12 protein-coding genes are annotated in these 13,467 nt (G+C 71.4%); 7 read left to right on the top strand and 5 right to left on the bottom strand.

Annotated elements, in window-relative coordinates; genetic code table 11:
• Together EYA84_RS14395 and EYA84_RS14390 are read right to left on the bottom strand one after the other, a co-directional pair.
• A partial coding sequence (locus EYA84_RS14395) for an amidase (RefSeq protein ID WP_255446616.1) occupies positions 1–801 on the bottom strand: 801 nt, incomplete at its 3' end.
• A 16-nt stretch (positions 802–817) separates the two neighbouring features.
• Positions 818–1,960 carry a cystathionine gamma-synthase gene (locus EYA84_RS14390; RefSeq protein ID WP_131053549.1) on the bottom strand — a complete coding sequence of 381 codons (1,143 nt, stop codon included), beginning with the start codon at positions 1,958–1,960 and terminating at the stop codon, positions 818–820.
• Positions 1,961–2,117: 157 nt separating this feature from the next.
• Between EYA84_RS14390 and EYA84_RS14385 the strand changes: the two genes are divergently transcribed.
• The 7 genes from EYA84_RS14385 to EYA84_RS14355 all read left to right on the top strand — a co-directional run bounded on the left by EYA84_RS14385 (position 2,118) and on the right by EYA84_RS14355 (position 10,172).
• A complete protein-coding gene (locus EYA84_RS14385; RefSeq protein WP_131053548.1) occupies positions 2,118–2,540 on the top strand; it encodes an HIT family protein in 423 nt (140 codons plus the stop codon).
• Between the two features lie 72 nt (positions 2,541–2,612).
• Positions 2,613–3,275, top strand: coding sequence for a peptide-methionine (S)-S-oxide reductase MsrA (gene msrA / locus EYA84_RS14380; protein WP_131053547.1), 663 nt, complete (start codon positions 2,613–2,615; stop codon positions 3,273–3,275).
• Between the two features lie 258 nt (positions 3,276–3,533).
• Positions 3,534–5,318 carry an N-acetylglutaminylglutamine amidotransferase gene (locus EYA84_RS14375; protein WP_131053546.1) on the top strand — a complete coding sequence of 595 codons (1,785 nt, stop codon included), beginning with the start codon at positions 3,534–3,536 and terminating at the stop codon, positions 5,316–5,318.
• A gap of 2 nt (positions 5,319–5,320) precedes the next feature.
• The gene (ngg, locus tag EYA84_RS14370) at positions 5,321–7,216 is read left to right on the top strand and encodes an N-acetylglutaminylglutamine synthetase (protein WP_131053545.1); all 1,896 of its coding nucleotides are present in this window, start codon (positions 5,321–5,323) and stop codon (positions 7,214–7,216) included.
• Positions 7,213–8,403, top strand: coding sequence for an osmoprotectant NAGGN system M42 family peptidase (locus tag EYA84_RS14365; protein WP_131053544.1), 1,191 nt, complete (start codon positions 7,213–7,215; stop codon positions 8,401–8,403). The genes ngg and EYA84_RS14365 overlap by 4 nt, the downstream gene beginning before the upstream one ends.
• Positions 8,404–8,736: 333 nt before the next feature.
• Entirely contained in the window at positions 8,737–9,666 is a 930-nt protein-coding gene (locus tag EYA84_RS14360) for a ribonuclease Z (protein WP_131053543.1), read from the top strand.
• Positions 9,663–10,172, top strand: a complete 510-nt coding sequence (locus tag EYA84_RS14355) for a GNAT family N-acetyltransferase (RefSeq protein ID WP_131053542.1) — start codon at positions 9,663–9,665, stop codon at positions 10,170–10,172. Before EYA84_RS14360 ends, EYA84_RS14355 begins: the two co-directional genes overlap by 4 nt.
• A 79-nt stretch (positions 10,173–10,251) precedes the next feature.
• Here the strand turns inward: EYA84_RS14355 and EYA84_RS14350 are convergent, their stop codons facing one another.
• From EYA84_RS14350 to EYA84_RS14340, 3 genes are all read right to left on the bottom strand, one after another.
• Positions 10,252–11,235 carry a hypothetical protein gene (locus EYA84_RS14350; protein WP_201272388.1) on the bottom strand — a complete coding sequence of 328 codons (984 nt, stop codon included), beginning with the start codon at positions 11,233–11,235 and terminating at the stop codon, positions 10,252–10,254.
• Between the two features lie 159 nt (positions 11,236–11,394).
• A complete protein-coding gene (locus EYA84_RS14345) occupies positions 11,395–12,765 on the bottom strand; it encodes a cystathionine beta-synthase (RefSeq protein ID WP_131053541.1) in 1,371 nt (456 codons plus the stop codon).
• Between the two features lie 82 nt (positions 12,766–12,847).
• The gene (locus EYA84_RS14340; RefSeq protein ID WP_131053540.1) at positions 12,848–13,204 is read right to left on the bottom strand and encodes a YkvA family protein; all 357 of its coding nucleotides are present in this window, start codon (positions 13,202–13,204) and stop codon (positions 12,848–12,850) included.
• Positions 13,205–13,467: the final 263 nt, after the last annotated feature.

Genomic DNA, 13,467 nt, shown 5'->3' with positions numbered 1-13,467 from the left:
GTTCGGCGCGTCCGGCGAGACCCCGCGCACCGGCGAGCGCAGCGACACCCCGACCCGCAGCCGCTGCGGCGGGACCAGCTTCTCCTGGGCCCGGCCGGCGAGCACCTGGAAGCCGACCGCCGCGTCGGCGACCGTGGTGGCGAGCATTCCGTGCTCGGTCAGCCCGAACCAGTCCTCCGCGCCGAGCTGGCAGGGCACCACGCCCCGGCCGGGCTTCAGGCCGACCAGGCCGCAACAGGCCGCCGGGATGCGGATCGAGCCGAGACCGTCGTTGCCGTGCGCGATCGGCACCAGCCCGGCGGCGACCGCCGCCGCCGCGCCGCCCGACGAGCCACCCGGGGTACGCCCCAGGTCCCAGGGGTTGCGGGTGACCGCGGTGCCGTCGTCGGTCACCCCCCAGAGGCCCAGCTCGGGCATCCGGGTGACGCCGAGGATCACCGCGCCCGCGCCGCGCAGCCGGCGGACCACCTCGTGGTCGGCCTCGGCCACCGGGGTACGCGCCGCAGCCGACCCGTTCCAGGTGGGCACCCCGGCCACCGGGGTGTTCTCCTTGACCGCCACCGGCACCCCGGCCAGCGGCAGGTTGCCCAGGTCCTCCTGCTCGTCGACCTTCTCCGCCTCGGCGACCGCCTCCCCGCCGCGTACCGTGCGGAACGCGGCGAGGTCGACGTCGGCCTTCGCGACGTGGTCGAGATGGTCGGCCAGAACCTGGGTGGCGGAGACGTCGCCCCGCCGTACGCCCCGGGCGATCTGTTTGGCGGTCGCCCCGACCCAGGTCGGCATGATGTCCTGCACGGCCACCCTCCCCAGCCAGCGGTCAGCCCAGCGCCTGCTCCAGATCGGCGAGCAGGTCTTCGACCGTCTCGATGCCGACAGACAGTCGCACGAGATCGGAGGGAACTTCAAGCGGCGAGCCGGCAGCGCTGGCGTGTGTCATCCGGCCCGGGTGCTCGATCAGGGATTCCACCCCGCCGAGGGACTCCGCGAGCACGAAGAGTCGGGCCCGGTTGCAGATCTCGACGGCGTGCTCCTCACCCCCGGCCGCCCGGAACGAGATCATGCCGCCGAACCGGCGCATCTGCTTGGCGGCCACCTCGTGACCGGGGTGCGACGGCAGACCCGGGTAGAGAACCTCGCGCACCTTGGCGTGCCCGTCCAGGTAGCCGACGATCCGTTCGGCGTTGTCGCAGTGCCGGTCCATCCGTACCCCGAGGGTCTTGATGCCGCGCAGCGTCAACCAGGCGTCGAACGGGCCGTTGACCGCGCCCATGGCGTTCTGGTGGTAGCGCAGTTCCTCGCCGAGCCCGGCGTCGGCCGCCACCAGCGCCCCACCGACCACGTCGGAGTGACCGCCGACGTACTTGGTGGTGGAGTGCACGACCACGTCCGCGCCGAGGGCGATCGGCTGTTGCAGGTACGGCGAGGCGAACGTGTTGTCCACCACCAGCAGCGCCCCGGCGTCGTGGGCGACGGCAGCGAGGGTGGCGATGTCCGCGATGCCGAGCAGCGGGTTGGTCGGCGTCTCCAACCAGACCACCTTGGTGCTGCCGGGCCGGATCGCGGCCCGGACGGCGTCCGGGTCGGAGACCTTCGCCGGGGTGTACGACAGCCCCCACCGCTGGGCTACCTTGGCGAACAGCCGGTACGTGCCGCCGTACGCGTCGTCCGGGATCACCACGTGGTCGCCGGGGCCGCAGACGGTCCGCAGCAGCGTGTCCTCGGCGGCCAGACCGCTGGCGAAGGCGAGACCGACCGGCCCGCCCTCCAGCGCGGCCAGGCACTCCTGGAGCGCGTCCCGGGTGGGGTTGCCGGAACGGCTGTACTCGTATCCGAGCCGGGGCGCACCGACGGCGTCCTGGGCGTACGTGCTGGTCTGGTATATCGGTGGGATCACCGCGCCGGTGCGGGCCTCCGGGTCCTGGCCGGCGTGAATCGCGAGCGTCTCGAAGCCGTGGGTCATGACGCAGACGTTAGTCCTCCCCCGCGTCCCATCGTGTGGGAGCCGACTCACCGAGTCGCCCGGCCCACCATGTCGGTCCTGCGAGCGGTGCTGGGCGGGCCTGACGCTGCTGGCGGGCCGACAGGCAGAGTTTCGCCGCCGGCCATAACCTGAGCCGATGGCGGGATGTGTGTTCTGCGGGATCGTGGCGGGCGAGGTGCCGGCGTTCCGGGTGGTCGACACCGCCGACGGCGTGGCGTTCCTGGACACCCGTCCGGTGTTCAAGGGGCACGTCCTGGTGGTGCCCCGTACGCATCTGGTCACCCTCGCCGACCTGCCGCCGGAGTCGCTGGCCGGCTATTTCGGGCTGGTCCGGCGACTCACCGTCGCGGTGGAGACCGGGCTGGGCGCGGGCGGCACGTTCGTGGCGATGAACAACAAGGTGTCCCAGTCGGTGCCGCACCTGCACACCCACGTGGTTCCCCGGACCAAGGGCGACGGTCTGCGGGGCTTCTTCTGGCCGCGTACCCGCTACGCCGACGACGCCGAGGCGACCGCGTACGCCGAGCGTGTGCGGGACGCCGTGCCGGGCGGCGCCTGACCGCGCGCGGGGCGGGTAAGGAAGTGGGGTCCGCCGGTGTTGCACGCGGGGAAGGACGAAAGGAGTTCCACCGTGTTCCTCCGCAGCATGAAGGCCGAGATGATCTCCCCTGACCGTGCCCTGCCCGGCCGCGCGATCGCGATGCCGGTCGCCGACCGGCACGAGGTGCTCGGGACCCCCCTCAAGGGGCCGTTTCCCGAGGGCTCGCAGGTCGCCGTCTTCGGCATGGGGTGTTTCTGGGGTGCCGAGCGGTTGTTCTGGACCCTCCCGGGCGTCTACACCACCTCCGTCGGATACGCGGGTGGGTACACCCCGAATCCGACCTACGAGGAGGTCTGCTCCGGCGGGACAGGGCACGCCGAGGTGGTCCAGGTCGTGTACGACCCCGCGACGATCAGTTTCGAGGACCTGCTGAAGGTCTTCTGGGAGAACCACGACCCGACCCAGGGCATGCGCCAGGGCAACGACGTCGGCACGCAGTACCGCTCGACGATCTACACCACCACCGACGAGCAGTTCGCCACCGCCGAGGCGTCCCGGGAGGCGTTCGCGCCGATCGTGGCCCGGGCCGGCAAGGGCGAGATCACCACGGAGATCGACCGCCTCGGCGACTACTTCCTGGCCGAGGACTATCACCAGCAGTACTTGGCACCCACCAAGAACCCCAACGGCTACTGCAACCACGGCCCGAACGGGCTGAGCTGCCCGGTCGGCGTGGCGCGTACCGCCGGCTGACCGTCTCGCGTGCCGGCTCGCCCACCCGGGCGGGCCGGCAGGTGCCCGGAGATCGCCGATGATCCAAATTGCGGCGCTCGTCACAGTCGGGCAGGTAGGGCAAGTAGGACAAACCGCTACAGGCAGGCCCCGATCGCCCGCGCTCGCCGGGAGATGGCACCCGGTTGATCGCGCGGGCGCGGATGATAGCAATGCTGTTACACGACCGTCATGGTCTCAACAGGCGAATCGCAACAACCTCTGGCAGCATTGGCTCGCATGTGCGGACTAGCTGGGGAGTTCCGACGGGACGCGTCGCGTGCCGACGTCGGGACGGTGGAGCGAATGGCCGCCACGATGTGCGACCGGGGGCCTGACGGTGGCGGTGTGTGGGCCCAGGGACCGGTCGCTCTCGGCCATCGTCGTCTGAAGATCATCGACCTGTCGGCCGCCAGCGGCCAACCCATCGTCGACTCGGCCGCCGGCCTGACCGGCGTCTTCAACGGCTGCATCTACAACTACCGCGAGTTGCGCGCCGAGTTGGCGGCCAAGGGCCACCACTTCTTCTCCAGCGGTGACAGCGAGGTCGTCATCAAGGCGTACGCCGAGTGGGGGCTCGACTTCGTCGACCACCTGGTCGGCATGTTCGCCGTGGCGATCACCGAACGCGACACCGGCCGTCTGGTGCTCGCCCGGGACCGGCTCGGCATCAAGCCGCTCTACCTCGCCGAGACGCCCGGCGTGGTGCGCTTCGCCAGCACCCTGCCCGCCCTGGTGGCGGGTGGCGGCGTGGACACCACCATCGACCCGGTCGCGCTGGCCCACTACCTCAGCTTCCACAGCATCGTGCCGCCGCCGCGCACCATCCTGCGCGGCGTCACCAAGCTGCCCCCGGCCACCGTCCGGGTCTACGAGCCCGACGGCGCCACCCACGAGCGCGTCTACTGGGACCCGTCCTTCCTGCGTCGGGACGAGTACTCCGGCTGGTCGGAGAAGGACTGGCAGGACGCGCTGCTGGAGTCGCTGACCACCGCCGTACGGCGGCGCATGGTCGCCGACGTGCCGGTGGGCGTGCTGCTCTCCGGCGGCCTGGACTCCAGCCTGGTGGTGGCCCTGCTCGCCGGTGAGGGGCAGCGCGGGCTCGCCACCTTCTCGATCGGCTTCGACGCGGTCGGCGGCCGGGAGGGCGACGAGTTCCGCTACTCCGACGTGGTCGCCAAGACCTTCGACACCGACCACCACCAGCTCCGGGTCGCCGCCCAGGACCTGGTGCCGCCGCTGGAGGCCGCCGTGGCGGCCATGAGTGAACCCATGGTCAGCCACGACTGCGTCGCGTTCTACCTGCTCAGCCAGGAAGTCTCCCGACACGTCAAGGTGGTCCAGTCCGGCCAGGGCGCCGACGAGATCCTGGGCGGCTACCACTGGTACCCGCCGCTGGCGGAGGTCGGCCGCGAGCAGGCGCTCGACACGTACGCCAAGGCCTTCTTCGACCGCGACGCCAGCGGCCTGGCCCAGGTGCTCAACCGGGACTGGCTGACCGGCACCGACCCGGCGCGGGAGTTCGTCGCCGCGCACCTGGCGCGGGCCGGCGCGCAGACCGCGGTCGACGCCGGGCTGCGCCTCGACACGCAGATCATGCTCACCGACGACCCGGTCAAGCGGGTCGACAACATGACCATGGCGCACGGGCTGGAGGCCCGGGTGCCCTTCCTGGATCACGAGTTCGTCGAACTGGCCGCCGCCTGCCCCCCGGAGCTGAAGCTGGCTCAGGGTGGCAAGGGGGTGCTCAAGGAGATCGGCCGCCGGGTCCTGCCGCACGAGGTCATCGACCGGCCGAAGGGCTACTTCCCGGTCCCCGGCCTCACCCACCTGGAGGGCAAGCTCCTCGACCGGGTACGGGACGCGCTCTCCGCGCCCGAGGCCCGACGCCGCGACCTGTTCCGCACCGATTACGTCAACGCCCTGCTCGACGCTCCCAACGCCGAACTGACCCCGTTGAACGGAAACAAGCTGTGGCAACTCGGACTCCTGGAAATGTGGCTCCAGAGCCACGGAATCGACTGACCGTGACCGACACCCTGGCGACCGGGGTGGCCCGGACCGACCGAGGTCGAGGCGCGGGACGTCGCTACGAGCGGGTCGGGCCGGGCGGTGATCCGATCGCCGCGAGCCCCGGCGGGGACGCCACCGACGACGACCGTGCCGGCGGCGACGAGGGCGTCATCCTCGACTGCGGGTGGGGGCGGCTGGTCTTCGGCCAGACCTTCACCGACCAGGCCGCCGTCGCCGACGTGCTGCGCTCCGAGGCGGCCGGCGCGCGGGACATCTGCATCTATCTGCGGGACCCGCACGTGCTGGTCTCCCGGCTGCCCGACGAGTTGTTCATCGACCCGTCGCTGACCTTCCGGCTGCCGCTGGGCGGGGCCCGCTCGGGTCCGCGTCGGGCCGACGGCACGACCGAGGAGGCCGGCAACGCCGACACCCCGGCCGCCGTGAACGGGCGCGGCGAACTGCCCGGGGTACGCATCCGCCGGCTGCGCGACGCCGCCGACGCGGACGCCGTCAACCGGATCTACGCGGCCAACGGCATGGTCACCGCCCCGGTGGACATCCTGGTCGACAACGCCGCCACGGACCGTTTCCTGCACCTCGTGGCCGAGGCGGTGACCGGCGAGATCGTCGGCACCATCACCGGCGTCGACCACGTGGCGGTCTTCGACGACCCGGACAACGGGGCCAGCCTCTGGTGCCTGACGGTCGACTTCAACCAGGCGCCCCCCGGCACCGGCCAGGCGCTGATCACCGAGCTGGCCACCCGGCTGGTGGCGCGGGGCCGCGCGTACGTCGACCTCTCCGTGCTCGCCGAGAACGCCGGGGCGATCCGGCTGTACGAGCGGCTCGGCTTCTATCGCACCGCCACGCTCTGCGTGAAGCGGAAGAACCCGATCAACGAGCGGCTGTTCCTGCCGGCCATGCCGGCCGGCTACGACGAGCTCAACCCGTACGCGAAGATCGTCGCCGACGAGGCGATGCGCCGGGGCATCCGGGTGGAGGTGACCGACGCGGCCTGGGGTGAGCTGCGGCTGACCAGCGGCGGTCGGACCATCCTCACCCGGGAGTCGCTCTCCGAGCTGACCTCGGCGGTGGCCATGAGCCGCTGCGACGACAAGCGGGTCACCCGCCGCATCCTGACCGAGGCCGGCCTCTCGGTGCCGCGCGGGCGGACCGCCACCGGTGACGCCGCCGACGCGGAGTTCCTGGCCGAGGTGGGCCAACTGGTGGTCAAGCCGGCCCGGGGCGAACAGGGCAACGGCATCACCGTCGGCGTCCGCACCGACGAGGCGCTGGCCGCCGCCGTCGAACTGGCCGCCCGGTTCTGCCCCGAGGTGCTGCTGGAGGAACTGTGCACCGGTGAGGACCTGCGGGTCGTCATGATCGACCACGAGGTGGTGGCCGCCGCCGTACGCCGCCCCGCCTCGATCACGGGTGACGGCGTGCACGACATCACCGAGCTGATCGCGCGGCAGAGTCGCCGTCGGGCCGCCGCCACCGGTGGCGAGTCCCGCATCCCGCTCGACGAGATGACCCGGGACGTGGTCACCGAGGCCGGGTACGCGCTCTCCGACATCCTGCCCGAGGGCCAGGTGCTGGCCGTGCGGCGGACCGCGAACCTGCACACCGGCGGCACCATCCACGACGTCACCGGCGAGCTGCACCCGGTGATCGCGGAGGCGTGCGTGGCCGCCAGCCGGGCCCTCGACATCCCGGTCACCGGCCTCGACCTGTTGGTTCCCGCCCCGGACCGACCCGAGCACGTCTTCATCGAGGCCAACGAGCGGCCGGGGCTGGCCAACCACGAGCCCCAGCCCACCGCCGAACGCTTCGTGGATCTACTTTTCCCCGGGACTCGGGCACCGCAACGGTTGTGGACCCCGGCCGGTGCGGCACCATCTGGGGCATGACCGTACGCAAGACCACTCCGCTCCCCATCGACCTGGACTATCTGCGTCAGGTGATGGTGGAGTTGTTGGACATCCCGAGCCCGTCGGGGCGCACCGACCACGTGCAGCAGTACGTCGGTGAGCGCCTGTCGGCGCTCGGCATCCCGTCGACGCTGACCCGCCGGGGCGCGCTCAGCGCCTGCCTGCCCGGCCCTCGGGAAACCGGGGCAGACAGGGCGATCGTGGTACACACCGACACCATCGGCGGGATGGTCAAGCGCCTGAAGGAGAACGGTCGGCTGGAGTTGAACCCGATCGGCACGCACAGCGCGCGGTTCGCCGAGGGCGCCCACGTCCGGGTCTTCACCGACGACCTGGACCGGGTGGTCACCGGTCAGGTCCTGCCGCTCAAGGCCAGCGGGCACCGCTACAACGAGGCGGTGGACGAGCAGGGCATCGGCTGGGACCAGGTCGAGGTACGCATCGACGAGCCGGTAGAGGACATCGCCGGCCTGCGGGCGCTCGGCATCGACGCGGGCGACTTCGTGGCGTTCCTGCCCAACCCGACGGTCACGCCCAGCGGCTACGTCAAGTCCCGGCACCTGGACGACAAGGCCGGCGTGGCGGCGGTGCTGGCCGCGATGAAGGCGATGGTCGACGCGGGCGTGAAGCCCGCCGTCACCGCGCACCTGCTGGTCACCGTGACCGAGGAGATCGGCCACGGCGCGTCGCACGGGCTCGACCCGGACGTGGCCGAGATCGTCTCGGTGGACGCGGCGGTGGTCGCCCCCGGGCAGCAGTCCCGGGAGAACGCCGCCACGCTGGCGATGGGCGACGGGGTGGGACCGTTCGACTACCACCTGACCCGGAACCTCGCGGCGATCGCCCGCGAACACGACGTCGACCTGGTCCGCGACGTCTTCGACTACTACCGCTCGGACGTGGCGGCGGCGGTCGAGGCGGGCGCGCACGCCCGGGTGGCCCTGCTCGGCTTCGGTGTCGACGCCACCCACGGGCACGAACGCACCCACCTGGACGGGCTGCACCACCTGGCCCAGTTGCTCTGCCTCTATCTCCAGAGCGACCTGGTGTTCCCCGAGTGGGACGCCGAGCCGGAGGGCGACCTGGCCGACTTCCCGTCGCTGGCAGTGCAGCCGGCCAGCGCGGACGGCCCCCGCAAGGGCCCGATCGGCATCGCCCAGGACTGACCGGTACGCCCGGCACGGGCCGCCCCGACAGATGTGATCGAAATCCGTTGCCGGTGCGGCCGTCGCTGGATAACGTGGCGGTACACGTGAAAGGAGGTGGTCCAGACTTGTATAGCAATCGGACTCGTGAGGTGGCTGTCCGCTAGCCGCTGTCCTCGACAGTGACCGTCTGTTCCGCAGGCGGGCAGTAACAAGCGTCGAGACCGTGTGGCAGCGGTGCGGCGAATCCACGACAAGCCACCCGACCCCCGGGGTGCCGACTCAGTCCAGTCGGTCCGCGCCAGCGCGGAAACCCCGGGGGTCGCCCTTTGTCCGGGTCCCCTGGAGGTCGCCGTGTCCATGCGCGAGCTGGTGGTGCTGGGAACGGCCAGCCAGACACCGACCCGGGCCCGCAACCACAACGGGTACGTGCTCCGCTGGGACGACGAGGTGATCCTCTTCGACCCGGGCGAGGGCAGCCAGCGGCAACTGCTGCACACCACGGTCACCGCCACCGACCTGACCCGGATCTGCGTCACCCACTTCCACGGCGACCACTGCCTCGGCCTGCCCGGCACCATCCAGCGGCTCTCGCTGGACCGGGTGCCGCGACCGGTGGCGGTGCACTTCCCGGCCGAGGGCACCGAGTACTTCACCCGGCTGCGGCACGCCAGCTCCTTCCACGAGACCGCCGAGCTGGCCGTCACACCGATCGAGGCGGACGGCCAGCGCATCGCGCTGCGTTGCGGCACGCTGGAGGCACGTCGACTACGGCACCCCGTCGACACGTACGGCTATCGGCTGGTGGAGCCGGACGGCTACCGGATGCTGCCGGAGAAGCTGGCCGCGTACGGCGTCGACGGGCCGGCGGTCGGCGAGCTGCAGCGCGTCGGCCACCTCGACCGGGACGGGCGGCGCGTCACCCGGGAGGAGGTGAGCGTGCCCCGCCCCGGGCAGCGGTTCGCCTTCGTGATGGACACCGGCCTCTGCGACGGGGTGTACGCGCTGGCCGAGCAGGCCGACCTGCTGGTCATCGAGTCGACGTTCCTGGAGTCGGAGGCGGCACTCGCCGCCGAGGTCGGGCACCTGACCGCCGGCCAGGCCGCGCGGGTGGCGGCCGAGTCGGGGGTGCGCCGACTCGTGCTGACCCACTTCTCCCAGCGCTACGCCGACCCGTTCCGCTTCGCCGAGGAGGCCCGCCGGCACTACGACGGGGACCTGGTGATCGCCGAGGATCTGACCACGATTCAGGTGCCGCCCCGCCGGGTACCCTCGGCGGAGTGACTGTCACGCTGCGTGCCGCAACCGCCGAGGACCTGATGGCGGTGGGCCGGCTCCACCAGAGCTCGCGCGTCGCCGCCTACTCGTCGTTCCTGCCGCCGGCGGCGTTGGCCGACCCGAGCCCGGAGGCCATGGGTGAGTACTGGGCCGAGCGATGGATCTGGGAGCGTGACAGCCACCGGATGATCCTGGCCATGCGGGGCGACGCCCTCGCCGGCTTCAGCTACTCCGGCCCGGACGACGAGGACGACCCGGACACCGGGCTGCTGTGCGCGATCCACCTCGCTCCCGCCGAGCGCGGTAGGGGCGTCGGTCGGGCGCTGATGGTCGACGCCCTGGCGAGCATGCGGACGCGGGGCTGGCGCCGCGCGGCGCTCTGGGTGCTGCGCGAGAACGAGTCCGCCCGTCGCTTCTACGAGCGTGGCGGCTGGTCCCCCACCGGAGTCGAACGCGTCGAGCTGATCGGTACGACGCAGACCCCCCAACTGCGCTACACCCGTGCGGTGTAAGGAAGGGCACCTTCTTAACGCCTGCGGTAGAGCAGGGGTCCCCTGCTAACAGTCGATCTCACAGCTCCACGACATCGGATCACGCGCCGTCCTGGTCGGAGTCGACGGCAAAGTTGATCACTCCGAGGTAGCCGTCGCCGTCCTCGGTCACCCGCAACAACATGCTGTCGGCGTAGATGGAGTCGTCGTCGTTGAAAGTGTCCCGCCCGGTGTGCGCCGCGTACGGCTGGCTGGCAAAAACCCTGCTGTTCAGCGCCTCGTCGAACATCACCTGGGTGGTCAGCACCCGCGAGTTGTCGACGTGCACCATCGCGTGGATGTGCACGGTGCGACCGCGGTACCAGCCGGGCCAGATCGTGACGAACTCGACGATGCCGTCGGCGTTGGTGACCTGCGCCCCGCGCAGATACCGCTGGTCGTCGGTCGGGGTCAGATCGGCCGTGTCCCCGCCACCGGAGTCGCCCCCGGGAGGGCCGACACCAGGACCTCCACCCCCGGGTGCGCCACTCGGCGGGGTGCCTGCGGGGCCACCATCGGGCGGGGTGCCGCCGGGGCCACCATCGGGCGGGGTGCCGCCGCCGGAGGCACCGTTCGCGCCCGAGGACTGGGCCTCCGCGCCCGAGTAGAGACCGGCCGCGTCGCAGTGCCAGATCTCCACCACCGCATTCGGCAGCGGCCCGCACTGCTCGCTGTCCTGCACCCGGATGGCCAGTCGGAGCCGTACGCCCTCGCGGTCCTCCCGGATGTCGCTGCGGATCTTGTCCGCGTCGAAGTAGTACGGCCCCTGGGTGGTGCTCGCCGTCAGCGTGCAGGTGTTCGCGCCGTCGAAGAGCGCGGTGAGATCGTTCGCGGTGGTCGCCAGTGGGGCGACGGTCTCACCGGTCGAGGTGGTGACGGTGCCACCGTCCCGGCCGCACGCCGCCAGCAGGCCGGCCAGCCCGACCGACCCGATGCCGGCGATGATGCGACGCCGACTGACCCGTTGCCCCTCATGGTGGTCGTAGCCCATCTGTTCCTCCCGATCGTTGCCCTGGCAGCGACGATAGAAACGGGAAGTAGGCATCCGCTTTGGCCCGCTTGTGCAACTGCTGTGCGTCGGCGGGCCGCCGGACAGAGGGAGTCAGACGCCGGGCTGTTAACCGACGTCCAGCGGGCCGTTCTGCGCGTTAGTAGGGGACCCCTGCTATGCACGAGGCGTTAATAAGGTGCCCTTCCTTACACCTCAGCGGGCGCCGAGGTGGGCGAGCAGGTCCTGGCGGGTGAGGACGCCCTTGGGCTTGCCGTCGATCAGCACCAGCGCGGCGTCGGACTTCTCCAGCAGGTTGACCGCCTCGCTGACCGGCTGGCCACCACCGATCATCGGCAGCGCCGGCCCCATGTGCCGCTCGATCGTGTCGTGCAGCTGGGCCTGGCCGGTGAAGAGCGCGTCCAGCAGGTCCCTCTCGGCGATCGAGCCGGCCACCTCGCCGGTCACCACCGGCGGCTCGGCCTTGAGCACCGGGAGCTGCGAGACGCCGTACTCGCGCATGTAGTCGACCGCGTCGCGGACCGTCTCGGTGGGGTGCACGTGGACCAGCTCGGGGAGCTGGCCCGGCTTGGCGGCCAGCGCCTGTGCCACCGTCGGCTCGGAGCCGGAGTTGTCCAGGAAGCCGTACCGGGCCATCCAGGCGTCGTTGAAGATCTTGGACAGGTAGCCCCGGCCGCCGTCCGGCAGCAGCACCACGATCACGTCGTCCGGCCCGGCGGCGCGGGCCACCTCCAGTGCCGCCACCGCCGCCATCCCGCAGGAGCCGCCGACCAGTAGCCCCTCCTCGCGGGCCAGCCGCCGGGTCATCTCGAAGGACTGCTTGTCCGACACCTCGATGATCTCGTCGGCCACGTCCCGGTCGTAGGTCTCCGGCCAGAAGTCCTCACCGACCCCCTCGACCAGGTACGGCCGGCCGGTGCCGCCGGAGTAGACCGAGCCCTCCGGGTCCGCGCCGATGACCTTGACCTTGCCGCCGGACGCCTCCTTCAGGTAGCGCCCGATCCCGGAGATGGTGCCGCCGGTGCCCACGCCCGCGACGAAGTGCGTGATCCGGCCCTCGGTCTGCTTCCACAGCTCCGGACCGGTGGTCTCGTAGTGCGAGCGGGGGTTGGCCGGGTTGGCGTACTGGTTGGGCTTCCAGGCGCCGGGGATCTCCCGGGCCAGCCGGTCGGAGACGTTGTAGTAGGAGCGCGGGTCCTCGGGCGCGACGGCGGTCGGGCAGACGACCACCTCGGCGCCGTACGCCCGCAGCACGTCCTGCTTGTCCTGGCTGACCTTGTCGGGGCAGACGAACACGCACCGGTAGCCCTTGAGCTGCGCCACCAGGGCCAGCCCGACACCGGTGTTGCCGCTGGTCGGCTCGACGATGGTGCCACCGGGCCGGAGGATGCCGGCGGCCTCGGCATCCTCGACCATCCGCACCGCGATCCGGTCCTTGACCGAGCCGCCGGGGTTGAGGTACTCCACCTTCGCCAGCACGGTCGCCTGGATGCCCTCGGCGACGGTACGCAGTCGTACCAGCGGGGTGTTGCCGATCATCTCGACGACGTTGTCGTAGTACTGCACCTCGTTGTGCCCTTTCCTCCGGCGCCGGCGCCGGAGGCCGGGCGGGTGACTCGCGTGATTCCCGCGCCCAGGGTACGTCGGGTCAGGGCACCACGTGCCCCGGGATCACGGAGCCGCCCCGCGCCTCCCACTCCAGGAAACGCTCGGTCTCGGCCAGCACGGCACCGGCCAACCAGGTCACCATCACCGCGTCGTCGATCAGCCCGAACACCGTCAGGAACATCTCCGGCACGGCGTCGATCGGCGAGACGATGTAGGCCGTGGCCGCCGTCATCATCGCCAGCCGCAGGCCGCCGTCGTACTGTCCGCGGGCGGTGGCCCCGATCATCCTGGGCAGCGCCCCGACCCGTGCGCCGATCGACGGACCGCCCCGGGCACCGGCCGTCAGCGCCCGGGCCAGGGCGACGAACGCCGCACCCCGTTTCAACGTCTTAGCCATCGTCGTGCTCCTCTCCACCGTGCAGCGTGACGACCCGGCGCAACCTCCACGATCCGTCACACGACGCCACAGCGCCAAGTACCCGGATCGGTCGTTTTCCAGGCATCAGCGCAGAGTGCTCGACGACAGCGAGCCGTCGTACCCGCGCGCTAGTGTCGCTTCATGGGGGTGGTTGATTCCGTCGTCTCGGATCGTCCGCGCTGGCAGCACGCGCGGCGGGTGGCCCTTGCCGCCGCGATCGGCACGGGTGCCACGGTGGCCGC

It is taken from the genome of Verrucosispora sp. SN26_14.1 (assembly GCF_004307965.1).
Lineage (GTDB): Bacteria > Actinomycetota > Actinomycetes > Mycobacteriales > Micromonosporaceae > Micromonospora.
Note: the sequence above shows the minus strand (reverse complement) of the source record. Positions and strands in the feature narration are given on the sequence as shown.